Source organism: Streptomyces sp. NPDC029164 (assembly GCF_055563995.1).
The window spans coordinates 1-23377 of record NZ_JBVHWW010000023.1 but is presented as its reverse complement, the minus strand read 5'-3'; the positions used below and the strand labels follow the sequence as shown (position 1 = coordinate 23377).

Annotated in this window: 26 protein-coding genes and 1 pseudogene; 12 read left to right on the top strand and 15 right to left on the bottom strand. The window is 72.6% G+C overall.

Going from position 1 to position 23377, the window contains the following annotated elements; genetic code table 11:
• The first annotated feature begins 47 nt into the window (after positions 1-47).
• From ACZ4VT_RS22355 to ACZ4VT_RS22345, 3 genes are all read left to right on the top strand, one after another.
• Positions 48-1067 carry an RNA ligase family protein gene (locus ACZ4VT_RS22355; protein WP_467952030.1) on the top strand — a complete coding sequence of 340 codons (1020 nt, stop codon included), beginning with the start codon at positions 48-50 and terminating at the stop codon, positions 1065-1067.
• A 20-nt stretch (positions 1068-1087) separates the two neighbouring features.
• On the top strand, positions 1088-1591 hold the full coding sequence (locus tag ACZ4VT_RS22350) for a hypothetical protein (RefSeq protein WP_467952028.1): 504 nt from the start codon (positions 1088-1090) through the stop codon (positions 1589-1591).
• Between the two features lie 347 nt (positions 1592-1938).
• Positions 1939-2289, top strand: coding sequence for a hypothetical protein (locus ACZ4VT_RS22345; protein ID WP_467952027.1), 351 nt, complete (start codon positions 1939-1941; stop codon positions 2287-2289).
• Between the two features lie 63 nt (positions 2290-2352).
• Here ACZ4VT_RS22345 and ACZ4VT_RS22340 read toward each other — a convergent pair whose 3' ends face one another.
• Positions 2353-2850: a hypothetical protein gene (locus tag ACZ4VT_RS22340; RefSeq protein ID WP_467952025.1), complete on the bottom strand. Its 498-nt coding sequence runs from the start codon at positions 2848-2850 to the stop codon at positions 2353-2355.
• A 140-nt stretch (positions 2851-2990) separates the two neighbouring features.
• Here ACZ4VT_RS22340 and ACZ4VT_RS22335 point away from each other — a divergent pair, with 140 nt between their 5' ends.
• Positions 2991-3779, top strand: a complete 789-nt coding sequence (locus tag ACZ4VT_RS22335) for an NADPH-dependent F420 reductase (RefSeq protein ID WP_467952023.1) — start codon at positions 2991-2993, stop codon at positions 3777-3779.
• Between the two features lie 163 nt (positions 3780-3942).
• Here the strand turns inward: ACZ4VT_RS22335 and ACZ4VT_RS22330 are convergent, their stop codons facing one another.
• Entirely contained in the window at positions 3943-4416 is a 474-nt protein-coding gene (locus ACZ4VT_RS22330; RefSeq protein ID WP_467952022.1) for a hypothetical protein, read from the bottom strand.
• A gap of 194 nt (positions 4417-4610) precedes the next feature.
• On the bottom strand, positions 4611-5978 hold the full coding sequence (locus ACZ4VT_RS22325) for a pyridoxal phosphate-dependent decarboxylase family protein (RefSeq protein WP_467952020.1): 1368 nt from the start codon (positions 5976-5978) through the stop codon (positions 4611-4613).
• A 123-nt stretch (positions 5979-6101) separates the two neighbouring features.
• Between ACZ4VT_RS22325 and ACZ4VT_RS22320 the strand changes: the two genes are divergently transcribed.
• Together ACZ4VT_RS22320 and ACZ4VT_RS22315 are read left to right on the top strand one after the other, a co-directional pair.
• Positions 6102-6635, top strand: coding sequence for a GNAT family N-acetyltransferase (locus ACZ4VT_RS22320; RefSeq protein WP_467952018.1), 534 nt, complete (start codon positions 6102-6104; stop codon positions 6633-6635).
• Positions 6636-6663: 28 nt separating this feature from the next.
• Positions 6664-7236 (top strand): GNAT family N-acetyltransferase, encoded by a 573-nt coding sequence (locus tag ACZ4VT_RS22315; protein ID WP_467952016.1) that lies wholly within the window; start codon positions 6664-6666, stop codon positions 7234-7236.
• A 39-nt stretch (positions 7237-7275) separates the two neighbouring features.
• Here the strand turns inward: ACZ4VT_RS22315 and ACZ4VT_RS22310 are convergent, their stop codons facing one another.
• From ACZ4VT_RS22310 to ACZ4VT_RS22260, 11 genes and pseudogenes are all read right to left on the bottom strand, one after another.
• On the bottom strand, positions 7276-7806 hold the full coding sequence (locus tag ACZ4VT_RS22310) for an EF-hand domain-containing protein (protein ID WP_467952014.1): 531 nt from the start codon (positions 7804-7806) through the stop codon (positions 7276-7278).
• Between the two features lie 70 nt (positions 7807-7876).
• Positions 7877-8179: a hypothetical protein gene (locus ACZ4VT_RS22305; protein WP_467952012.1), complete on the bottom strand. Its 303-nt coding sequence runs from the start codon at positions 8177-8179 to the stop codon at positions 7877-7879.
• Positions 8180-8311: 132 nt separating this feature from the next.
• A complete protein-coding gene (locus ACZ4VT_RS22300; RefSeq protein WP_467952011.1) occupies positions 8312-8473 on the bottom strand; it encodes a hypothetical protein in 162 nt (53 codons plus the stop codon).
• 55 nt (positions 8474-8528) lie between these two features.
• A complete protein-coding gene (locus ACZ4VT_RS22295; RefSeq protein WP_467952009.1) occupies positions 8529-9101 on the bottom strand; it encodes an NADPH-dependent FMN reductase in 573 nt (190 codons plus the stop codon).
• Positions 9102-9146: 45 nt separating this feature from the next.
• Complete coding sequence (locus ACZ4VT_RS22290; protein ID WP_467952008.1) at positions 9147-10694, bottom strand: serine/threonine-protein kinase; 1548 nt, start codon at positions 10692-10694, stop codon at positions 9147-9149.
• 121 nt (positions 10695-10815) lie between these two features.
• Positions 10816-11109: a calcium-binding protein gene (locus ACZ4VT_RS22285; protein ID WP_467952196.1), complete on the bottom strand. Its 294-nt coding sequence runs from the start codon at positions 11107-11109 to the stop codon at positions 10816-10818.
• Positions 11082-11441, bottom strand: a complete 360-nt coding sequence (locus ACZ4VT_RS22280) for a hypothetical protein (RefSeq protein ID WP_467952006.1) — start codon at positions 11439-11441, stop codon at positions 11082-11084. Before ACZ4VT_RS22280 ends, ACZ4VT_RS22285 begins: the two co-directional genes overlap by 28 nt.
• 40 nt (positions 11442-11481) lie before the next feature.
• Positions 11482-11735: pseudogene (locus ACZ4VT_RS22275) on the bottom strand (MarR family transcriptional regulator); the annotation flags it as partial.
• 80 nt (positions 11736-11815) lie between these two features.
• Positions 11816-14584, bottom strand: coding sequence for a glycoside hydrolase family 2 protein (locus tag ACZ4VT_RS22270; protein ID WP_467952194.1), 2769 nt, complete (start codon positions 14582-14584; stop codon positions 11816-11818).
• 245 nt (positions 14585-14829) lie between these two features.
• On the bottom strand, positions 14830-16011 hold the full coding sequence (locus ACZ4VT_RS22265; RefSeq protein WP_467952004.1) for a GDSL-type esterase/lipase family protein: 1182 nt from the start codon (positions 16009-16011) through the stop codon (positions 14830-14832).
• 71 nt (positions 16012-16082) lie between these two features.
• Complete coding sequence (locus ACZ4VT_RS22260; protein ID WP_467952002.1) at positions 16083-16685, bottom strand: TetR/AcrR family transcriptional regulator; 603 nt, start codon at positions 16683-16685, stop codon at positions 16083-16085.
• Between the two features lie 140 nt (positions 16686-16825).
• On the opposite strand from ACZ4VT_RS22260, the gene ACZ4VT_RS22255 reads away from it, so the two are divergent.
• The 5 genes from ACZ4VT_RS22255 to ACZ4VT_RS22235 all read left to right on the top strand — a co-directional run bounded on the left by ACZ4VT_RS22255 (position 16826) and on the right by ACZ4VT_RS22235 (position 21512).
• A complete protein-coding gene (locus ACZ4VT_RS22255) occupies positions 16826-17668 on the top strand; it encodes a class I SAM-dependent methyltransferase (RefSeq protein ID WP_467951999.1) in 843 nt (280 codons plus the stop codon).
• 20 nt (positions 17669-17688) lie between these two features.
• On the top strand, positions 17689-18345 hold the full coding sequence (locus ACZ4VT_RS22250; protein WP_467951997.1) for a nucleoside/nucleotide kinase family protein: 657 nt from the start codon (positions 17689-17691) through the stop codon (positions 18343-18345).
• A 138-nt stretch (positions 18346-18483) separates the two neighbouring features.
• Positions 18484-19386 (top strand): arginase family protein, encoded by a 903-nt coding sequence (locus ACZ4VT_RS22245; protein WP_467951995.1) that lies wholly within the window; start codon positions 18484-18486, stop codon positions 19384-19386.
• A 109-nt stretch (positions 19387-19495) separates the two neighbouring features.
• Positions 19496-20113, top strand: a complete 618-nt coding sequence (locus ACZ4VT_RS22240) for a flavodoxin family protein (protein ID WP_467951993.1) — start codon at positions 19496-19498, stop codon at positions 20111-20113.
• Between the two features lie 172 nt (positions 20114-20285).
• Positions 20286-21512 (top strand): hypothetical protein, encoded by a 1227-nt coding sequence (locus tag ACZ4VT_RS22235; protein WP_467951991.1) that lies wholly within the window; start codon positions 20286-20288, stop codon positions 21510-21512.
• A 9-nt stretch (positions 21513-21521) separates the two neighbouring features.
• Here ACZ4VT_RS22235 and ACZ4VT_RS22230 read toward each other — a convergent pair whose 3' ends face one another.
• Positions 21522-22487, bottom strand: coding sequence for a glycosyltransferase family 2 protein (locus ACZ4VT_RS22230; protein WP_467951990.1), 966 nt, complete (start codon positions 22485-22487; stop codon positions 21522-21524).
• Positions 22488-22653: 166 nt separating this feature from the next.
• Here ACZ4VT_RS22230 and ACZ4VT_RS22225 point away from each other — a divergent pair, with 166 nt between their 5' ends.
• Complete coding sequence (locus tag ACZ4VT_RS22225) at positions 22654-23181, top strand: hypothetical protein (protein ID WP_467951988.1); 528 nt, start codon at positions 22654-22656, stop codon at positions 23179-23181.
• Positions 23182-23377 lie beyond the last annotated feature (196 nt).

The following is a 23377-nucleotide window of genomic DNA, read 5'->3' as shown; positions in this document are numbered from 1 at the left end:
GCGGAAATCCCGTGCTCCGTCCCCGCCGTGCTCGCTACCATCGCGCGGTGCACCCCGAACCCCGCTCCTGGTCCCCGTATCCGAAGATCCCCGCGAACCGCCGCCTGGGCGAGGTCAGCGGACGGAACTGGGTCGCCCACGAGAAGGTCCACGGCGCCAACTTCGCCGTCGTGTGCGACGAGTCGGGCGCGCGTCCGGCCAAGCGGCGCGAGCTCCTCGCCGATGCCGGGCTGGACGAGTTCTTCGGCGTCGGCCGGATCTGGCCCGCCCTGGCGGTCGCGGCGATCCGCTGCGCCCAGGCCCTGCGTGTGGACTGCGGGGCCCCGGCCACGGCGGTCGTGACCCTCTACGGCGAACTCGCGGGCGGCCGCTACCCGCACCCCGACGTACCGCCGACACCGGGCGCGCAGCCCGTACAGACCGGCGTCTGGTACGCCCCCGACCTGCTGTGGCTGCCCTTCGACGCGACCGTCGCAGACGGGCAAGGGGAGGGGGACGGGGACGGCCTGCGCTGGGTCGCCGACCGGACGCTGCGCACGGCGGCGGACGCGGCCGACCTGGTCTGCGTTCCGCTGCTGGCCGAAGGCCCGATCGCCCGGCTCCAGGAACTGCCCGTGGTCTTCCCCACCCGGCTGCCCGGCCTGCTGGGCCTGCCCGCCCTGCCGGACAACCTCGCGGAAGGCCTGGTCGTCAAGCCCGCCGGGGAAACCCGGGAGTCCGGGCGGCCCATGGCCAAGTTCAAGCAGTCCGCCTTCGCCGAGGACGAACGGTTCGACGGCTCGCGCCCCTACAAGGCGCCCGCGGACGGCGCGGCCGGTGTCCCCGGCTGGCTGCTCGCGCACGGCACCGGCCTGCTCACCCCGGCCCGGGCCGCGTCGGCCGTGAGCAAGCTGGGACCCCGTACGCCGCCGGGAGACCTGGCGGCCGAGATAGCCCGGGACGCCACCGAGGACGTCGCGGAGGCCCTGGGCGGACTGGACGGGGCGACGCGGCGCGCGCTGGAGGACTCCCTGCACGCCGGAGCCCTGTCCCTCGCCCGCTTCGACGCGGCCGACCGCCGTCTCTGAGCACTGTGCATACTGCTGGCATGAAGTCCCCGCCCGCTCAGCGCATCCACCTGATGATCACCTTCGTCCTGGTGACGTGCGGTGCGGTCGGCGGAGCCTGCCTCGGTCTGCTCCTGTCCGGCCGGCTGATGGCCCTGGTCTGCGCGAGCGCGGCCGGCCTGGGCGCGGGCGCGGGGGCGTACCTCTCCCGCCGCCAGGTCTTCGCGTTCCTCCAGCCCGAGCGCGAGGAGGCCGTTCCGTCGGACGGCTACGCGGAGGGACTCTCCGACGCGACCCTCGTCTGCATCGCGACGTACCAGGCCGCCGTCTTCCCCCTGACCCCCGACGGGGTGAGCGAAGCCGAGCGCACGGCCCGCCGCACGATGGCCTACCGGATCGCCGCCTACGAGGGCCTGCCGCACCCGGTGCAGACCTCGGCGGCCGCCGCCCTCGAAGCCATCGACGAGGGCCTGGACGCGAAGCGGGCCGAGAGCGCGATGAAGGCGCTGTCCCTCACCGTCTACGACAACCGCCGCGGCCGCTGACCGCACCGGCGCCGCGGAACGCGGGGGCGGTGACCGGACGGGCCCAACCAGGCGTCCGGTCCCGCCGGCCGGGGGAGGAGCCGAGGGCCCGGGGAGTGATGGACTTCCCCGGACCCTCGTGCCGCTGACGCCGCGGGGGACGCGGTGGTGTATCTGCGACAGATAGAGAAACGATTCACCGTCGCCCTGGTTACGCATCGGCCCCGACGAATCCCTCGCGCGGGTGTGTCCCACCCGCCATCCGCCGCCGCGTTCATCCGGTCGGCCGAGCAGCGGAAGCCACGCGCGCCCCGCCGGGCCACGCTGTGTGCAAGGACCGCCACCACCGCACAGACGAGGACCGCACCATGTCCCACAGGCGACGTTTCAGCATCCTCGCGGGGGCCGCAGCGCTGCTGCTGACGGCCACCGCCTGCTCGGGCCTGGGTCGGGGAACCGTCGGCATGCTCACCTTCCGCGGCCACGACTCGCCGGTCGAGCTGAGCTACTCCAACACCCCGGTCACGGGCTGCCACAAGATCGCCATCCCCAGGGGCGCCACCCACGTCGAGAACAACACCCTTGTCGACATCGTGCTGTACCGGACCGAGAACTGTAAGAAGACCGACCGGGCCGACGGCATCTACGTGGCCACCACCCTCTCGAACGTGACGGCCCCCGAAAGCCTGCCCTGGCGCAGCTTCAGCGTCATCCACTGAGGGCGGGGGCCGCGTCGTCGCCGGTATCCGGCTTCCGCGACGAGCGGCCCCCGCGTCCGCCGGTCAGTCCCCGATGGACACGATCTTCCGGGTGGCGAGGTCGGCCTGGACGTGGACCTTCGTCGTGGCGCCGCCGCCCCACGTCAGGGTGACCGTGGCGTTGGTCTTGCCCATGCCGCTGCCGGTGGAGGCGACCTTCCACTGCAGCGGCACGTTCTGCGCGCGGAGCACGCCGTCCGCGTGGTTCGTCTCCTCCCACTGCCGCAGCTGCGCCCGGAGCGGCTCCGAGAGGTACAAGGCGCGCAGCCGGTCCGCGGTCTGCCCGTCGCCGTCGTAGACCGCGTCGATGTAGGAGCCGTAGAAGTCGGCGATGCGGGTGAAGGCCGCCTCGGGGCTGCCCGAGACGGACGGCAACGCCGCGGCCGCCGGGGCCTGCTGCGGCGTGGACCCGTCGGGGGAGGCGGAAGCGGAGGTGGAGGTGGTGGTCACGAAGGCGAGGGTGAGTACGGCGGCGCCCGCGAGGGTGAGGGAGGCGGTTCGCTTGGCTGAGGGCTTGGACATCGGCTGAGCCTTTCCCCGTGCTGAGTGGCTGAACGGACCGACGCACCCCTGAGCCCACCCGGTTCTCGGAATGCGAGAAATGGCCGAAAGGTCACGCCGGCGGACGCGTCGGGCATGCCCCAGGCGGCCCCGCGCGCCGCTTGGCCCTCCTGCCGCGGCGCGATCCCGTCGCTCTTGCGGGTGGCAGCGGTCCAGGGCCGGAATGCCGCGCCGGCGCCGGAAGTTGGCACGAGCGCGACACTGACCCAGCAGGCACAGGAGAGCTCATGAAGATCGGCATCATCGGCGCGGGCAACATCGGCGGCAACCTCACCCGCCGGCTCACGGCCCTCGGGCACGACGTCTCCGTGGCGAACTCACGTGGCCCCGCCACCCTGTCGGCCCTCGCGGAGGAGACCGGCGCCACCCCCGTGACCGTGGCGGAAGCCGCGCGCGGAGCCGAGATCGTCGTGGTCACCATCCCCTTCAAGAACGTGCCGGACCTGCCCGCCGGCCTCTTCGAGGAGGCGGCCCAGGGCTTCACCGTCATCGATACCGGCAACTACTACCCGCAGCAGCGCGACGGCCGGATCGCCGGCGTCGAGGACGAGGGCCTGACCGAGAGCCGCTGGACCGAGCGGCAGCTCGGACACCCCGTCATCAAGGCCTTCAACGGCACCTACGCGCAGGACATCCTCGACCGGCACCGCCCGGCCGGGGCGCCCGACCGGATCGCCCTGCCCGTCGCGGGCGACGACGAGGCGGGGAAGAAGGCCGTCCGCGCCCTCATCGAGGAGCTCGGCTTCGACACCGTGGACGCCGGAGGCATCGACGACTCCTGGCGCCAGCAGCCCGAGACCCCCGTGTACGGACTGCGCGAGGGCGTCGACGGGGTCACCAAGGCCCTCGCCGAAGCCTCCCCGGTCCGCCCCGAGGGCTTCCGGGGCTGACCGCCGGCCTTCCGGGGCTGACCGCCGGCCTCCCGGCGCCCCTGCGCCGCGCCCGCCTCGCCGCCGCACGCGCCGAGGCGGGCCGGCCGGCCCCCGAAGTTCGCCGACGGGGTGACCCCCACCCGCCTGACCCACCGCCAGGGGGAGACACCCGGGCCGCTGTTCAGCAGTCCATCGAGGATCCGTCCAGCGCGGACTCCACGGCCACGAGGACTTCCCCGGGCCCTGCGGACCCCACCCGGAGCAGGGCCGGCTCGCCCGCCACGTCCTTTCGGAAACACATGCCCGAGACGCTCCGGAACCGCTCCGGCGCCTTCGCCCGCGTGCCGACCGCTTTCCATCCGTCCGCCGTCGCGGTGTCCCAGTAGTGGGTGATCAGCGGCTGGACGTCTCCGCCGTGGGTGTACACGCTGTTCGCGGTCATCCAGGGGTCCCCACTGTCGTCCATGCACTCCGCACCGGTCCGCTCCGCCACGGGGGCCGTCCCGGCCGCGGCGGCAGGTGCCGCGGCGGAGACCCGCGCCAGCCGCTCCCGTGCGCCGGGCTCCTCGCACGCGCCTTCCGAGCCATAGAAGAGCAGGTAGAACGAACCGGCCAGCAGGCCGAGGCCGGACACGCAGCCAAGGGTGATGGTCACGCCCAGGATCAGGCCGCGGCGCGGGGAACGTACCGGAATCACGGTGTCGCGTCTCTTCTCTGTCCGACCGCTGCAACCGCGGTCCCGGAGGATCATCAGATCGTCGTACGAGCGAGGAGATGCTAGACGCGTGCCCACACCCGCGTGCGGGAGGGGTGGCACGCGGCCGGGGTCGCGGCACTGTGGCCTGCGGATCAGGGGCCGGCGGACGCTCGCCGGATCGCGTCGAGCGCGCGCGTCACATCCCCGTCGGTCGTCGACCAGTTGCTCACCGAGATCCGCATGATGCGCCGGCCGTGCCAGGTGGAGCCGCTGATCCACGCCGTGCCGTCGTCGAGCAGCCGGGCGAGCACCCGTTCCGTACGCTCGTCGCCGCCGAACTCGGCGCAGACCTGCGTGAACACCACGTCGTTGAGGACACTCGCGCCGTCGATCGCGGCGATGCCTTCGGCGAACGCGCAGGCGTGACGGCACAGTCGGTCGACGAGGTCGGCCACCCCCGACCGGCCGAGGGATCTGAGCGCGGCCCACACGGTGAAGGCCCGCCCGCGCCGGGAGAGTTCGGGGACCTTGTCGGCGGGGTCCCCGTTTTCGTGCTGGATGAGGTAGTCGCCGCTCACCCCCATCGCGGCCCGCAGTGCCAGCGGGTCGCGCACGATGGCGAGCCCGCAGTCGTAGGGGACGTTCAGGGTCTTGTGGGCGTCCGTCGCCCAGGAGTCGGCGTCCGCGCAGCCCTCCGTCAGGTGCGCGTGGCGCGGGGAGGCGGCCGCCCACAGCCCGAAGGCACCGTCCACGTGCACCCATGCCTCCGCCTCGCGAGCGGCCCGGATCGTTTCTGGGAAGGGATCGAAGGCTCCGGAGTGGATGTCTCCGGCCTGGAGGACCACGATCGTGGGGCCCCGGCCGCCGTCCGCGAGGAGGTCCCGCAGGGCCTCTGGCTCCATGCGCCCCTGCCCGTCCGCCCGCACCGGCTCGGGCCTGCCGAGACCCAGGTAGCGCAGCGCCAGGTCGACGGCCATGTGCCGGTCCTCGCCGGCGACGACGCGTACGGGCGGCCCGCCCGCGAGTCCGTCGCGGGCCACGTCCCAGCCCGCGCTCCGCAGCACCGCGTCACGCCCGGCGGCGAGGCAGGTGAAGTTCGCCATCGTGGCACCCGTGGTGAAGCCGACCGCGCTGTCACCGGGCAGGCCGAGCAGCCCAAGCAGCCACGTGGCGGCGATGTCCTCCGCCGCGGTGTACGCGGGCGAGACGGCGCGCATCACGCAGTTCTGGTCCCAGGCGCTGACCAGCCAGTCCGTGGCGAGCGCGGCCGGTTCGGTGCCCCCGATCACGAACCCGTAGAAACGGCCGCTCGGGAACGCGGTCAGCCCCGGCTCGCAGGCCGTGGCCAGCAGATCGACGACGTCGGCGGGATTGCCGGGACCCTCGGGGAGTTCGGCTCCGAGCGCGCGCACGATCTCGTCGACCGAAGCGCGTGCGGGAACCCGGCGGTCGGACAGGCTGGCCAGCCAGCGGACGGCATGGTCGTGTGCTCGTCGCAGCGCCGCCTCGCGCGCGTCCATACCTCGGACTATGGGACAGGTGCCGCCGCCTCGCAAGCCGGTCCCGCGGAGCCCCGCATGATCATCACCACATCGACGGCCGCGGCCTGGCCGGACGAGGGCCGAGAACGCGATCATGGTCGGATGACCGATCGTGGCTCCTTGCCCCATCCGACCGCAGTGCGCCTCGCGCGCTACACGAAGACCGAGCAGGCCGAGATCCTCGGCGACGGCCCGGACCCGTTCGGCGTGGCGGAAGCCGGCCTCACGTGGCTCCCCAAGGAGGACCATTTCGGTGTCCGGCAGGGCGACCGCCTCGTGGCCCATGCCGGTCTGCTGAGACTGCCCGTGTCGATCGGTGGCGTGGACACCGCGTTCATGGGCGTCGGCGGGGTGGCCGTCGCGCCCGACGTACGGGGACGTGGACTGGCCCGGGTGGTCCTGACGGCCGCTCTCGACCACGCCCGGACGACGGGACTTCACCACGCCCTCCTCTTCTGCCGACAGCCCCTCGTCCCCCTGTACGAACGGCTCGGCTGGCGAACGCTCGACGAGGACGTCCACGTCGAACAGCCGGGTGGGACCGTGACGATGCCGCTGCGGACCATGACGACCCCCTTGCGGGCCGACGCGTGCCGGCTCGACGGACCGGTACACCTGCGCTCCCTCCCCATGTGAGCTCGGTGCACCGTGCCATGGTGGTGTCATGACCATTGAAGTTCGCCCGGCTTCGGACTTCGCGGACGTCCGCGCTCTGCTCGGCCCGAAGTCGGCCGGGGCCAACGTCTGCTGGTGCCTGAGCTACCGGATCCCGTCCAAGCTCAACAACGAGCTGCGCGGACCGGCCCGCGGTGAGTACGTCGCCCGGCTGTGCGGCACGCGGCCCCCTCCGGGGGTGATCGCCTACGACGGCGACGAGCCCGTCGGCTGGGCCGCGGTGGCGCCGCGCTCGGACACCTCCTTCGCGCGCAGCCGGACGATCCCGCACGTCGATGACCTGCCGGTCTGGTCGCTGTGGTGCATCCGGGTCCGCCCCGGCCACCGGAAGCAGGGCATCTCGCACGCCCTCATCGCCGGCGCGGTCGCGTTCGCCCGTACCCACGGCGCGCCCGCCGTCGAGGCGTACCCCCTCGACAACGGTGACGCCAAGGTCGACATGACGATGGCGTACGCCGGGATCCGGAAGAACTTCGAACGCGCCGGGTTCACACACGCCGCGGACACGACCTCGGTGCTGGCCGGGCACCCCCGCGTCCTGATGCGTCTCGACCTGCGCTGACCGCGCGGCGCCGAGCGGCGGTGCCTGACAGGTGAAGGTTCAGCTCGGCCGGTACAGCAGCGCGCCCAAGCCGTGCCGGTGCGCCGCGCCGCTGAATTCGTTCCAGCTGATCGCGCCGTCCCCGTCCGAGTCGATCAGCGCGAACGAGGCCTCCGCCGTCTCGGCCGAGACCCCCTTGAGCCCCCGCCACACCACGAACTCGTGACGGCTCATCAGCCCGTCCCCGTCGCGGTCGGCCACATTGAACTGGGCGTGCAGCGCGGCCATCACCTCCGGCGACCCCGCGGGCCTGCCGGCGTCCGAGGCCGGAAGGGAGCCGACCCACTCCCGGTACTCCTCCCGCGTGATCCGCCCGTCGTGATCGCGGTCGACGAGCTCGGCCTGCCGCTGCCACAGCGCCAGGTTCGCCTCGATCAGGGCGCGTCCCTTGGGTGAACTCGGCCCCATGCCGTACGACTGGAGCACCTGATCCGCACTCGCCCGGTAGTCGTCCGCGGAAAGGATGCCGTCACCGTTCGTGTCGAGCCGATCGAAGATCAGGTCGGCCACTGTCACCCTGTCGGTACCCATGCGGCGAGCCTAGGCCGAGCCCCTTCGCGTACCGGCGGATTGCCGCGCCCGGGGGCGTGTCATGCCGGAGTCAGCACAGCGCCGCCAGGGCGGTCCGCACCAGGCGGCAGGGTTCCTCGTCCCGCACGATGTCGCCGCCGTAGCGGCGCTCCGAGACGGTGACCTCCGCCGGCGAGGGCGCGGCCGCCGCGGCCGGCCGGCCGATCGCGCCGAGGGCGGAGACGACCCGGAGGACGAGCGGCCCCGCCCGGTGCTCCGCCAGCGGGTGCAGCTCGGGGAGCAGGGTCGCCACCGCCGTCTCGGCGTCCCCCGTCAGCCGCCACCAGGGCTCGGCCGCGCCGACCCGGGCCCACCTGCCGAGGCTGCCGAGCAACGGCCTCAGGGCGTCGGCGTACCCGGCCGCGAGCGGGCCCGGCTCGGTCAGGTGGACAGGACCGGCCGGGCCGGCACGCTCCGGGATCGCCCCGGGATCGCCCAGGCGAAGGCGTCGAGCGCCGGCCCCGGGTCACCCGTGACGCGCCAGTACGCCCACGCCGCAGTCTGTACGCCGTACGGCGACGACGAGCCCCGGAGGGTCCGACCAGCGCAGCCTGTGGGGGTCCTCCTCCTGCCCCTCGCGCACCTCCTCCAGGACGTGCCAGGGCGTCTCGGTCCCCGATCCACTCATGATCGGCAGCCTGGTACGGACGCGTCCGGGCCTCAGGCGCCGTGGCGGGCGGCCCTCACGAGGCCTCGCTCCACACCGTGTCGCGCTCACGCGCCGTACGGAGGGCGCCGGCCCACCAGACCAGGTCGTCGAGCATCGTCACGGCCGCCTTCTCGGCCGCCCCGGTGTCGTGGGGCCGGCCGGCCTCGTCGAACGGGAACTGGTGGAAGCTGACCGTCTCGCGGATCGTGGCCGCGGCCAGCTCGGCGAAGACCAGGCGCAGTTGCTCGACGGCGCGCAAGCCGCCCGACAGCCCGCCGTAGGACACGAAACCGACCGGCTTGCGCGCCCAGACGCGCCCGGCGATGTCGATCGCCTGCTTCAGCGATGCCGGGAAGGAGTGGTTGTACTCGGGGGTGAGCAGCACGTAGGCGTCCGCCTCGGCGAGGCGCTGGACGAAGGCCCGGCCGCGCGGCGCGAGGTCACTGGTCCAGTGCGCCGGGAGGTCGGCGTCGACCAGGTCGATGACGGTGAACTCGATGTCGGCGCGGGCGGTGGCGACGGCTTCGAACCAGCGGGCGACCGTCGGGCCGAACCGGCCTTCCCGGGTGCTGCCGACAACGAGTGCGATACGCAGTGGAGTAGTCATGAGCACAGGTTTACGACCTCAAGTTCGCTTGAGGTCAACTCCGGTTCACCGGCGGCGGGTCAGCGCCCCGGGCGCGCCGGCCGATTGAGCCCCCTCCGACTCCAGCGTCAGCCGGTCCTGCTCCGCCATGGTCAGCACGTAGAGGTTGCCCTTGGGGCAGTCGAAGGTGGCCGTCTGGTCGGTCGGGTGGCTGGTCACGGCCTCGAAGACCGCGCTGTCCTGGCGGACCTGGCGCAGTTGGAGGGCTTCGGTGCACCCGAGGTTCCGTCCCGTCGCGAGCTCCTTGCGGTCGCTGACCTGCCGGCCCACGAGTTCGCCCACGGCTGCGGCGTGCAGCGTGACCGTGACGGAGAACTCGCCGGCCCGCGCCCGGGTGATGCCGTCCGCCTCCGGGGTTCCGGGGCCGACGCCGGACCACGTACCGACCCACGACGCCGGCAGCGACGGAGCGGAGGAGGACGGTGTGGGCGAGGTGGCAGGAGGCGAGGCCTTGTCGCCGTCACCGCCCCGCGGAAGCAGGACCGTCAGCGTGACGACCGCGGCGAGGACGGCCGCGCCGGCGGCCGCGGTGGTCACACGGGGTCTACGGGATACCCACCCGCCGACGCGCCCGACGGGAGCGGGGGAGGGGGAGGGGAAGGGCGGCGGCAGGGGAGTGTCCGGGGCCGTGGCGGGCGGCTGTGGCGCGGCGAGGAGCCGGCGGAGTTCGGCTTCCCGGCGGCCGACCTCCGCCACCAGGGCCGCGGGCACCGCCCCGCTCCAGCCGTCCTGCCCCTCCTCGGCGCCGCCGAGCCGCTCCCGCAGCTCCGCGGCGGTCGGTCGCAGGTCCGGGTCCTTGGCCAGACACTCCCGCACGAGCGGAAGAAGTACGTCCGGTACGCCGTCGAGCAGCGGCTCGTCGTGCACGATGCGGTACAGGAGGGCCGGCAGCTCCAGCTCCTCGCCGCCGGTCACGAACGGGCACCGCCCGGTGGCCGCGTACACGAGGACGGCGGCGAGGGAGAACACGTCGGCGGGCGCCGAGGCCACGGATCCGGTCGCCTGCTCCGGCGCGAGGAACCCGGGCGTGCCGATGACGGCACCGGTCTGCGTGTAGCGGGGGTCGCGGACCGCGCGGGCGATGCCGAAGTCGATGAGGAAGGGCCGCTCCCGGCCCAGCAGCACGTTCGCGGGCTTGATGTCACGGTGGACCACCCCCGCCGCCCGTACGGAGACGAGCGCGGCCGACAGCTCCCGGGCCAGGGACCGCACGGACGGTGCCGGCAGCGGCCCGTACCGGTGCACCCAGTCGCCCAGCGAAGGCGCGGCGACGTACTCCGTCGCCAGCCACTGCGGGGACGCGCCCGGCGGGCTGAAGTCCACCACCGAGACCGTCCACGCGCTGCGCACGCGGTCGTTGGTGCGTATCTCCCGGTCGAACCGTTCGGCGAAGTCCGGCTGCAGGCTCAGGTCCCGGTGCACGGTCTTCAGGGCCAGCGGCCGCCCTGAGGCGGTGCGGGCCAGGAACACCTCGCCCATTCCGCCCGCGCCGAGCCGGGCCAGCAGGCGGTACCCCCCGATCTCCGGCGGGTCACCGGGCAGCAAAGACTCCACCAACTCCACCTGCTTCCATGACCATTGCCGGCCCGTCCCGCACGGACCACTCGCTGGGTCACCCTAGAGGACGGGCCCCTTCGGAGCCTGCTCGGTCCGGACGAGAGCCGGAAGGGACGGACTACGGGCAGCTCAGGCGGCTGTCGCCCGGGTCGGTCGTGCAGGTGTCGGCGCCGGGGCCGCTGTTGGCGGTGTCGTTCCCGGAGACGGAGTCGGCCGTGTTGAGCCGGTCGTCGCCGTAGGAGCCGGTCAGTGTGTCGTTTTCGGGGCCGCCGTTCAGGGTGTCGTTTCCGAAGCCACCGTCGGCGTTGTCGTTTCCGGGGCCGCCGTACACGGTGTCGTTGCCGTAGCCGGGCCTGATGACGTCGTTGCCGCTGACGGCGCAGATCACGTCGTTGCCGAAGCCGCCGGCCAGGTTGTCGGCGGCGCTGGTGCCGACGATCGCGCACCGCGCGCGTTGTTGACCGTACTGGCCGCCCTCGCGGTGTTGTCGGCGGGCACCAGGTCGGTCTGCGCGGCGCCGGCGGTGGCCGTGTCGGACAGAGTGCCCGTGGACCGGGGCTCGGCGACCACCTGCACCGTGGCCCTGGCTCCCGGGGCGAGGGAGCCCAGAGCGCAGTTGGTGCCGGTGGCGGTCGTGGTGCAGCTGCCCTGGCTGGGCGTGGCGGCCAGGAGGGAGCCCGGTCCGGTGAGGGTGTCGGCCAGTGTGACCCCGGTGGCCGTCGTCGTGGTGCTCGTCTTGGTCACCGTCACGGTGTAGGCGGCCTGGTCGCCGAGGCTGACGACGGTTGGCGACCATCGTGCGCAACGCCTTGAGCGCGGCCGCGTACTCCTCGTCGCTGACGCCCTAATGGACCACGGCGCGCACCTCGGTGACCAGCCCGCGCAGCCGCACCCGGGCAGCCTGCCCGGCATCCGTGAGCCGCAGGCGCTGTTCGGCGTCGATGCGAAGCCGGCCCCGGTGGAGCAAGGATCGATGACCCGGGCGATCTCGTGCGGCCCGTCCGCGAGGGCGGTCAGGTGGGCGGAGACGTCCTCACGACGCTACACCCCGGTGCGCAGGGTGCCGGTTCACCGCTGCATGTGCAGGTACCGGGCCACCTCGAACCATTCAACTAGCCCTACGGCAGGCGGCGTTGGGGGGCCGCGATCGTGGTCGTCGGTGTGTTCCAGCCGGAGACGCGCAGTCGTGGTGCGGAGCCGCGCAGGGCCGCGGTCCGGTAGGTGGCGGTCAGTGTCGCCGACTCGCCCGGCCAGAGGCTGATCTGGTTGTCGCTCCACCGCACCGGCAGTACCGGATTGCCGTCCGCGCCGACGAGGTGGACGTCGGTGAGCAGGGCCGGGGTGGTGCCCGCGCCCGTGTGGCGTACGGTCACCGTCGTCGTGGACGTTCCCGCACCGTCCTCCGTCGTCGTCGGGGCGGCCGCGGTGACCGCCGCCTGCGGCATCGAGTTCAGCCCCCGGAGGTCGGCGTAGGACGTGGTCGGTGTGTAATACCAGTCGCTGTTGTCGTAGTCGAGGACGTCCGGCCGGGTGGAGAGCCAGTAGACGTTCCGGCTCACCTCGCGTCCGGCGCCATCGGTCAGCAGCAGCCGCGCCAGGTACGTGGTGGACAGACCCGGGACCGACTCCGGCTCCGGGACCGTGAGCGCGGTGCGGCTCGCCCCGTCGCCGGCGACGCTCAGGCCGGTCACCGTGCGGTCGTACCGCTGCGCGCCGTCCGGGGTGAAGAGCGACACCCGCGCCGTCAGGCCGGAGGCCGTGGACGTCCGGTTGTTGACGACCGACACCGAGCGGTTGTCGTACCCGTACTGGACGTGCAGCGGCTCGTTCGCCTTCTTCGCACCGAAGTAGGCGCCGCCCTGGTCGAGGAAGCGGTCCACCAACTGCCAGTGCAGGGAGGTCCAACCGCTGTTGAACATCCAGTAGATGACCCCGGTCGACGGTTCGGAGGCGTCCTTGGCGTTGCGCCCGTAGGCCTCGAACTGGGCGCGCACGTTCTCGTACTGGGCGAGCTGCGCCTTGCGCACGTAGTCGGCGAGGCCGGTCGGGGCGCCGTAGCGGCCGGCCAGCGCGGCGTTGTACAGCCCCAGGGTGGCGAACGTGCGCGAGGGGGAGCGGTGGTACTGGGCGGCGGACGGGTTCTTCCACAGGGTTTCCAGCTCGGCCGGCGACATCATGCGGCGCAGCGTGTCGAAGGTCGGTACGTCCGGGCCGGCGCTGGTCTCGGAGTTGAAGCCGGTGGCGCCGCCCTCCCGCTTCCCGTACCAGTAGCCGGGCGGCACCCAGTCGTACGGTCCCGTCATTTTCATGCCGGAGCGCCCGGTGATCGGGGCGGATGCGTTGGAGGCCGCCGGGACCACGGGGGCCGTCCAGTCGGCGGCCCGCAGCGCGTCGACGTAGCCCCGCTCGATCTCCTCGTTCGGCGCGAAGTCACTGCCGATCAGGAAGGAGATCACGCTGGGGTGATGGCGGAGCCGGGCCGCCTCGGCGGCCATGGAGGCCCGGGCGACGGGGTAGTCGGGATCGTCCCATTCCTCCCCGGCCTCGGTTCCGTTGACCTCGCCCTCCCACTTGCTGCAGCACTCCCAGCCGGGCAGTGTCAGGATCCCGTACCGGTCGGCGAGGTCGAAGAACTCGTCGGGCTCGATGTGCCCTTCCAGGCGAAGGGTGTTCAGGCCCAGGTCGAGGGCGTACTTCAGCCGGTCCTCGACGTAGGTGCGGTCCCAGCGCAGGAACTCGTCCGGGGACCAGCCGGCTCCCCTGATCAGCAGCGGGCGGCCGTTGACGCGGTACTGCCGGTCCCCGTCGGCGTTCAGCGGGGCCTGTACGTCGCGGATGCCGAAGGTCTGGCGCGCGGTGTCGGAGGGCGCGCCGTTCACGGTCGCGGTCAGGTCGAGGTCGTACAGCGGCTGTTCGCCCATCGCGGCGGGCCACCACACGCGGGGCGCGCCGAGCCGGAGCGCCGGGTGGTCGGCGGGGGAGAAGGTCAGGGTCCGCGTCTCGTGCGGGGCCAGGGTGACGGTCCGGCTGACGGCGGCCGGACCCGCGGTGCCGGACACCGTGGTGGTGACGGTGGCGGCCGAGTCGTTGCGCACCTGGGCCTTCACGGTCAGGTCGGCGGTGGCCATCGACGGCATGGCCAGGGCCGTCACCACGTGTGCGTCGCGCAGGGCGACCGGCCCGCCGCGGCGCAGGGTGACGTCGCGGACGAGGCCCATGTTCTCGTCGGGCGGCGGCTGGAGCCAGTCGAGCCAGCTCATGGTGAGCCGCTTCCGCGGATCGTTGGGCTGGATCCGGAAGGCGACCGTGTTGGTGCCCTCCTTGATCAGATCGGTCACGTCGAACTCGTGCCGGGTGTACGCGCCGGCGACGTCGGCCGCGGTGGCGATCCGCCGGCCGTTGACGTACACGTCGGCGGCGGAGATGACCCCGCTGAAGTCCAGATGGGTACGGGCCGTCGTGTCGGTGACGGTGAAATCGGAGCGGTACCACCAGGGCACGTCGAAGTCCGCGGCCGGCATCCGCTGCTGCTGGGTGGAGTAGAAGGGGTCGGGATACACGCCCGCGGCGAGCAGCGCCGCGAGGACGGTGGATCGTGCGCCGGCCGGATACCACCCCGTCGCCGGGTATCCGGGGCTGGAGACGGTGGCCGCCGAGTCGGTGACCTCCGCCGTCGAGCGGATGGCGTACCCGGCCAGGGCCGTTGTGCTGCCGGGGGCGGACGCGACGGTGGTGACCGCGGGGACTGCGACCGCGGGGCCTGCGACCGCGGGGCCTGCGACCGCGGGGCCTGCGACCGCGGGGACTGCGGCGACCGCCGGGCCCTGCCGTCCCGCCCCCGGCCCGGCCGCCGAGCCCGGGGTGGCAGTCGGCTGTGGAGCTGCCATGGACGGGCCGGCGGCGAGGGCGAGGGCCAGGCCGAGTGCGGCGAGGCCGAGGCGGTGGAACACGGGGCCTCCCGCGGGCCGGGGGAGAGGGACCTGATGGGACGTTCCCCTGGGGTATACCGGCATTCACCTCGGCGGACGGGGACGCCACGCCAGATGTGGTCCGACTGCGCCGCCGCCCTCGCCCCCGCCCCCGCGCTCGCCGCCGCCCTCGCCCTTGCCGTCGTCGCCGCAGCCCGGCCCGGTCACCCGCTGGTCGTGAACGGGCCGCCGGAGGCGAAGGCGAGCGCGGCGAAGCGCTCGCCCATGCGATGGTGCGTCGCGGCGTCCGGGTGGAGCTGGTCGGGCAGCGGCAGCTCGGCGAAGTCCGCCTCGCCGTAGAGGGCCCGGCCGTCCAGGTAGTGCAGGTGGGGGTCCTCGGTCGCCCGCTGCCGCACGATCCGGGCGAGTTCGTCCCGGATGACGCCCAGGGTCAGCTTTCCGGCCGCCCGTTCCGCGGGGTCGCCCGTGGCCCGGAAGCGGATCCGGCCGGCCTTCAGCTCCTCGAAGTCCGGGGCGCTGGGGCCGGGCGTGTCCTCGTGGATGGGGCAGAGGATGGGCGAGACGACCAGGAGCGGAACGATGGGGTGGCCCTCGCGGACGGTGTCGAGGAAGCCGTGCACCGCCGGGCCGAACGCGCGCAGCCGCATCACGTCGGTGTTGACGAGGTTGATGCCGATCTTGATGCTGATCAGGTCGGCGGGGGTGTCACGCAGCGCCCGGGCGGTGAACGGGTCGAGCAGCGCGCTGCCGCCCAGACCGAGGTTGGTCAGCTCCACACCGCCGAGGGACCCGGCCACGGCCGGCCAGGTCGCGCTGGGGCTCGCGGCGTCGGAGCCGTGGCTGATCGAGCTGCCGTGGTGGACCCACCGCGCGCGGCCCCCGTCCGGCACGGGTTCGACGGGTGCATCGGTGCGCAAGGCGACCAGCTCGGTCGTCTCGTTGTACGGCAGCCAGATCTCCACGTCCTTGTCGCGGTCGGGGAGACCGGCGAACCGGACGGTGCCGACCGGGCCGGTGCGGGTCTCCGCGGAGCCGGTGGCCATGTCCACCGTCAGCAGGTTGCCGCCGGTGACGCAGGCCTGACCGGCAGGCTGTCCGTCGACGAGGAGGTCGTAGACGCCGTCGGGACGGGGCGGGGCGCCCAGGTAGGCACGCTTGGTGCGCAGCGCGTCCAGCTCGATGACGGTGGCACGGGTGCGCAGGACCACGCGTACGCCGGAGGGCTGGGCCTCGGCCATGGCCAGTTGACCGTCGGTGTTCTGGGCGCGGGCCCGGGCGGGCAGCCGGTGCGGCAGCACGCCGTGGGCGGTCCGCTCCAGGTCGAGGGCGCCGCGCAGGAGGTCGGCGGTGATGGGGGTGGTGGTCCAGTGGGGTGCGGTACTCACGGTTCCAGCCTGTTGATCTGGGTGTTCTGGGTGGCCTGAGTGGCCTGAGTGGCCTGAGTGGACCAGGCGGTCTAGGTGGTCGGGGTGTTCGGCCCCGGTGCGACGGCGGACGCGGGCCAGTTCCGCAGCAGGGCGTCGAGGGCGTCGAGGACCCGCGACCAGGATTCCTGTGCGTCGGGGGCGCTGTGGCTGAAGCTCCCGCCCAGCTCCAGGCTGACGTAGCCGTGGAAGACGCTGCCCAGGAGCCGGACGGCGTGGGTCTGGTCGGGTTCCGTCAGGTCGTAGCCGCGCAGGATCGCCCGGGTCATCTGTGCGTGCCTGACGCCCGCGCTGGCGGCCGCGTCCTGCGGGCTGAGCCTCAGCTGGGCCGCGGCGTAGCGGCCGGGGTGCTCCTTGGCGTAGTCGCGGTAGACGTTCGCGAACGCGGTCAGGGCGTCCTTGCCGGCCCGTCCCGCGAGGGCCGCGGCCACCCGGTCGGCGAGTTCCGCCAGGGCGAGGAGGGCGATCCGGGTCTTGAGGTCCCGGGAGTTCTTCACGTGCGAGTACAGGCTCGCCACCTTGACGTCGAAGTGCCGGGCGAGCGCCGAGACGGTCACCTGGTCGAAGCCGACCTCGTCGGCAAGGTCCGCCCCTGCCCGGGTCAGTCGTTCCGCGGTCAGTCCTACGCGTGCCATAGTCATTTCTCCCGTTCACCTATAACCATTATTGAGTTACCTAAAGCTTTTAGGCAACCAGGCATGCGGGTGTGTGGCGTACGGCTACAGCGTCCCCGCGCGGGCGAGCCCGCCGTAGCCGATCGAGGGACAATCGGGCCATGACCGGCCAAGAGCTGTCATCGGACCGCACCGGCTCCCCGGGCGAGGGGCGCTACGGCGAGCGGGTCTTCCGCCCCGACGAGGGAGGCGAGGGCGACAGGATCGACCTCGGAGCCCTCACCTACGACGCGACGACCCTGGCCCGGCTGAAGCTGCTGGGCGCGGGCCCGGGCTGGAACTGCCTGGACGTGGGCGCCGGAACCGGCACGGTGGCGCGCCGCCTGCTGGACGAAGCGGGCGTCGAGACGGTCCTCGCCGTGGACCGCGACGTACGGTTCCTCGCGGCGCGCCCCGTACCCGGACTGACGGTGCTGCAGGAGGACGTCACCTCCGACGACTTCGCCCCGGGCCTCTTCCACCTGGTCCACGCCCGGTTCGTACTCATGCACCTGCCGTCCCCGCAGCACATGGTCGCCAAGCTGAGCGGGCTGCTCGCCCCCGGCGGCGTGCTGGTCGTCAGCGACGCGGTCGACCTGACCACCGCCTCGGCGCCCGTCACCCCGTACACCCGCGCGATGCGGGCCATGTGGGAGGGACTGCGCGACAGCATCGGCACCGACGTGTCACGCGTCCCCGGCCATCCCGAGTTGCTGCGCGAGGCCGGGCTGGAGTCCGTCGCGGCCGAGATCCACGTGCCGCCGCTCCTGCCGGGCAGCGCGATCAGCAGGTTCTGGGCGCAGACCTGGGAGAGGGCGCGGGAAGCCATGGTCGGCACCGGCATCGTCGACGACGGACAGCTCGACGAAGCCGTGCGCTCCCTGGATTCCCCCCGGTGCACCGGTCTCTCACCGGGCATGCTCACGGCCTGGGGGTGGAAGGGCGGGGCGCCCCCGGCCGCGTGATCCTCGGGCAGGATGTGCGGATGCAGGTGCAGACGACCAGGGAGCTGGTACTGAGGGCGGCCGGGCTGGCCGGGCCGGCGGCGGGAGGGACCGGGCCGGCCGTACGGGGCGGCCGACGGCTCCTGGGCATCGCCGGGCCACCGGGGGCCGGAAAGTCGACGCTGGCCGCCCGGCTCGCCGAAGCGCTCGGGCCGGAGACGGCCGTGGTGGTCCCGATGGACGGGTTCCACCTCGCACAGGCCGAGCTGACCCGGGTGGGGCTGGCCGACCGCAAGGGCGCCCCGGACACCTTCGACGTGGCGGGGTACGTCTCGCTGCTGCGCCGCCTGCGCGCGTCCGACGGGGCCACGGTGTACGCACCCGCCTTCGACCGTTCCCTGGAGGAGCCGATCGCCGGCAGCATCCCCGTGCCCCCGGCCGTACCGCTGGTGATCACCGAGGGGAATTACCTGCTGCACGACGCGGGGGAGTGGGCGGCGGTACGACCGCTGCTGGACGAGGCCTGGTACCTCGCCCCGGACGAGGACCTGCGCGTCCGGCGCCTGGTCGACCGGCACGTGCGCCACGGCAAGGAGCCGGCGTACGCACGTGAGTGGGTGACCCGCTCGGACGAGGCGAACGCCCGCCTCGTCGCCCCGGGCCGACACCGCGCCGACCTCGTCCTCGACACCGGCTGAGGACGACGCCGAAGCCGGCGCACGGGGGCCGTCTCTTCCGGCGGCTGCCGGCCCGGCCTGGCTCGTCACGGCCCGGCCCGGCTCGGCAGGGCCCGGCCCGGCTCGGCAGGGCGCACCCTCGTACGGGATCATGGTTCCGTGCGCGAAATCGCGATCATCGAGGCACCGTCCGTGCTCGGGCTGCGCCCGTCCGGCGTCCAGCACCTGCCCGCGGCGCTGCTCGCAGCCGGTCTGGCGGACCACCCCGGCACGGTGCACGCCGGCCGGGTCGAGCCACCGGCGTACGACCCGCGACGGGACCCCGACACCCAGGTCCTCAACCCCGCCGGCATCGCCCGGTACTCCGTCCGGCTGGCCGACGCCGTCGGCGCCGTCCTCGACGACGGCCGCTTTCCCGTCGTCCTCGGCGGCGACTGCACCATCCTGCTCGGCAACCTCCTCGCCCTGCGCCGCCGAGGCCGCTACGGCCTGCTGTTCCTCGACGGCCACACCGACTTCTATCAGCCCTCGGCGGAGCCGACCGGCGAGGCGGCCTCGATGGAACTCGCCCTCGCCACCGGCCGCGGCCCCCGGCTGCTCACCGACCTCGAAGGCCGCGGGCCCCTGCTGCGCGACGAGGACGTCGTCGCCTTCGGATTCCGCGACTCCGCCGAGTCCCGCGAGGCCGGGATGCAGCCGCTGCCGCGCCGACTCCATGCCATCGACCTCGACGCCGTGCGCGCGGCCGGCGCCGCCACCGCCGCGCGCGCCGCCATCAGCCGCCTCACGCACGACGAGAGCGCCGGCTACTGGGTCCACCTCGACGTCGACGTCCTCGACGACGCGGTCATGCCCGCCGTCGACTACCGCATCCCCGGCGGGCTCACCTGGTCGGAGCTGGAGAGCGTACTGGGCACGGCCCTGGCCGACGAACGGGCCGCCGGCCTCGACGTCACGATCTTCAACCCCGGCCTCGACCCCGACGGGACCATCGCGGCCCGGCTCACCGCATGCCTGCGCCGAGGACTGGCGGCGCGGACCGGGACCGGTCACACGCCGTGAGCCGGCTTCGACTCGTACACCTGTCGGAATAGCCGTGCGGTTCGGGGGCGTTGGAGGTGAAGATCGCAGCCGTTGCCCCGTACGCGGGGGTCGAAGAACCGGAGCAGACATGCAGACCGAGACGCCCCGTGGCGCAGACCGCTCGTTCCTGTTCGTCCTCGGCAGCTCCCGCGCGGACGGCAACACCGAGATGCTCGCGCGGGCAGCGGCCGAACAACTGCCCGCCGAAGTACCGCGGCGCTGGGTGGACCTGGCCAAGCTGCCTCTGCCCGATTTCGAGGACGGGCGGCACGAAAGCGAGTTCCGGACCGTCGACGAGAACGAGGAACTGCTGCGCCGGGCCACCCTGGAGGCCACGGACATCGTCATCGCCTCGCCCCTGTACTGGTACTCGCTCTCCGCGCAGACCAAGCGCTACCTCGACTACTGGTCGGGCTGGCTGACGGCGCCCGGCTCGGAATTCAAGCAGCGGATGGCGGGCCGGACCCTGTGGGGCGTGACGGTCATGGCCGACCGCGACGAGGTGGTCGCCGAGGGCCTGGTGGCGAGCCTCAACAACTCGGCGGCCTACATGCGAATGCGGTTCGGCGGGGTGCTGTTCGGCAACGGGTCGGGCCCCGGTCAGGTGAAGAACGACGAACGCGCGATGGTCCGCGCCAAGACGTTCTTCCACGGCGAGACCCCGCTCGCCCGCTTCCCGTTCGAGGAGGAGCCCGCGGGCCGGTAGCGCCGTGCGGCCGTCCGGACCCGTGGGGGCCCAGGCGGCCGCAGCCCGGCTCGGCCGGAGGAGTACTTCCGGGTGCGGCTCCGCGAGGCGTTCGCCACACTGATCGTGCAGCACGGCACCGTACGGGCTGGACGACGGACCGCGGAGCTGGAGATGATCGGCACGGTGCCTGATGCCTGACCCGGCAGTGGTGGAACCGGCCCGGCCGGCGCGCCGCGATGGGCGCCATGGCCTGCTGCCGCCCGTCGTCGCATGGCTGATCGCGAACCTCGTCACCTGGACGGTCGCGAAGGCATCGATTGCCGGCGACGGATCCCAGGTGGCGTATTGGTCCACAGGCGGCCGCAGCCGCTGGGATTCCGCCCACTACCTTTCCATCGCCAAGACCGGCTACGAGATGTTCTGGTGCCGGGATCGGTACCCGAACTTCCGCGATGTCATGTGCGGAAACGTCGCCTGGTTTCCCGGGTACCCCATGTCGGTCCGGGCGGTTTCCGCCACCGGACTTTCCCATGAACTGTCCGCCGTGATCGTCACCGAAGTGTCCCTGCTCGGCATGTTCGCCGTCTTGTGGTGGTTGCTCGGCGCCCGGCTCACCTGGGCCACGGGCCTCACCCTGGCCATCGGTACGGTATTTCCAGGCGGCATCTACCTCCATGCCGTGTTCCCCCTCGCCACCGGAACGCTGGCGCTGCTCGTCTGCGTCGCCGGAGTGAAGCGTGGCTCCTGGATCGTCGCCGCCGCCGGCGGTTTCGTGGCGGCCTCCTGTTATCCCGTAGGCGCTGTCGCCGTCGGAATGCTGCTGTTGAGCGCGTTCTTCGCCTGGCGAAGGGACACGTGGCCGATTCGGCTCGCGAAGGCCGGGCTGTCGGCAGCCCTCGCCGGCTGTGGCGTGCTCTGGTCCAAATGGCTGATGTGGCAGGACACGGGCCACTGGGACGCGTACGAGATCCTCCAGGAATCCAGTTACGGGCAAGGAGGCCTGCACCAGCCGTTCGCCGCGATGGCGGACGCCTACGCCTTCCCCTTCCGTGACTGGTACACGCCCAAGGGACACCTGCCGTGGCTGGTGGAGCACGGTCTCGCCGCGCACAGGACCCAGCTCTGGCTGAACGTCGTCTTCGCGCTGCTCGTACTGGCGGCGGCCGCCGTTCTCCTCATCCGTCACCGTGCACTTGAAGTCGAGGAATGGGCCGCCCTGACCTTGACGGTGGCCGTCTTCCTGGTGCCGTTCTTCGCGGGCGCGGAAATGTCGTGGTACCGAAATCACGCGCAGATGTTCGTCGGGCTCGTCCTGGTCAGGCGCATGTCCCTGTTCGTCCAGGTGCCCCTGCTGGTGCTCTGCGCGGTCCAGTACGCCCTTTTGGGTGCGATGTTCTTCTCAGGGGTGCTCGTATAGGCCAGCGGCCTACCGCTGTTCCTCGTCTGTGTCGCGGGCGACGTAATAGGTGGGACGGGCCTGGACGGTCGTGTAGATGCGGGCCACGTACTCGCCGAGCATTCCCACGCAGAAGAGCTGAACGGCGCCGAAGAACAGGATCGTGATGATCAATGAGGTCCATCCGGGCAGGGTGCTGCCCGTGGCGTAGACGACGAGGGTCCACGTCAGGAACCCCAGGCAGACGACGAGGCTGAAAGCCCCGAGCGCCGTGGCCAGGCGCAGCGGGGCCGCCGAGAAGCTGGTGATGCTGTCCAAGGCCAGGAGGACCATTTTGTGCAGCGGGTATTTGGTGGTGCCCGCCACCCGCTCCGCGCGCTGATAGGTGACCTGACCGCTGGGGAACCCGAGCCAGGGGATGAGCAGGCGGTAGATCTGCTGCTGCTCGGGGAGCGTTCTGAGGGTCTCCACCACCGGGCGGGTCAGCAGGCGGAAGTCGCCGGCCTGGGCGGGCACGTGGGAGCCGGCCAGGCGGCGCATGAGCCAGTAGTAGGCGGCGGCGGTCCGGCGTTTGAAGCCGGTGTCGGTGGAGCGGTCCATACGGACGCCGTAGACGACGTCCAGACCGTCCGCCCGGGCCAGGGCGAGCATGTCGGGAATGACTTCCGGCGGGTCCTGGAGGTCCGCGTCCATGCTGATCACGTACGCGCCTCGGGCGCGGTGCAGTCCGGCCGTGAGGGCCGCCTGGTGGCCGCTGTTGCGCCGTAGGGCCACGATGCGCAGCTGGGGCCAGACGGTGCGCAGCTCTTCCAGCAGACGGGGGGTCTTGTCGGTCGAGCCGTCGTCGACGGCGAGGACCTCGTACGGTTCGTCGCACCCGTCCAGGACCGGCCGGAGCCGCGCCACCAGAACAGGCAGGGCCTCCTCCTCGTTGAAGATGGGCACCACGATCGACAGAGAGACCGATCCCCTGTGTGGGTCATGCACAGCACTCATGATGCGCGAACCGCCTGGAGGCGGCACGTTGAGACGCCCGAGTGCCGCTGCTCCGCTCTGCCCTCGGCGTGGGCTCGGACAAGGCATCCGGTGTCCGCTGTTAGGGTGACGTGTGCCCGTCAAGGCGGGCTCTTTTCGGTCACTGACATTTTCAACGGGGTTGAACGTGAAGCTTCGCCATGTCCGCGCGATCGCCGTCTTCGGCATCGCGATCGTCGCACTCACCGGAGCCCGTGGCTCCCACGGCGCCAGCTGCGGCGGCAGCAGCCACAGCTCGAGCTCCAGCAGCTCCAGCGGAGGCACCACCGGTGGTGGCAACGGCAGCGACAGCAGCAGCACCAGCGGCAGCAGCACCTCCGGCGGCACCTCCGTCACCGGCGGTTCCAGCAGCAAGAACAAGGCCGAACGCGACATCAGGATCGACAGCTGCAAGCTGGACGACGCGGGCAAGAACCTGGTCGCCCGGCTCACCGTCACCAACAGCGGTTCGGTGGACTACACCTACAACATCACCATGAAGTTCAGCGGGGACACCACGTCGACCGCGACCTCCGCCCAGGCCAGGGTGAGCGCGCTCACCGTCAAGGCGGGTGCGTCCGCACAGGCCGAGGCCAAGACCGCGTACACCGGGAAGGGCGACGGCAGCGAGTACAAGAAGTGCTCCGTCGACACCGCGACCAAGAGCGCCCTCTGACACAGCGTCCGGGCGGGGGGGGGGGGGGGGGGGGGGGCGGGCGGGGGGGGGGGGGGGAGGGGGGGTTGGGGGGGGGGGGGGGGGGGGGGGGGGGGGGGGGGTGGGGGGGGGAGGAGGGGGGGGGGGGGGGGGGGGGGGGGAGGGGGGGGGGGGGGGAGGGGGGGAGGGGGGGGGGGGGGGGGTAGGATGGCTTGAA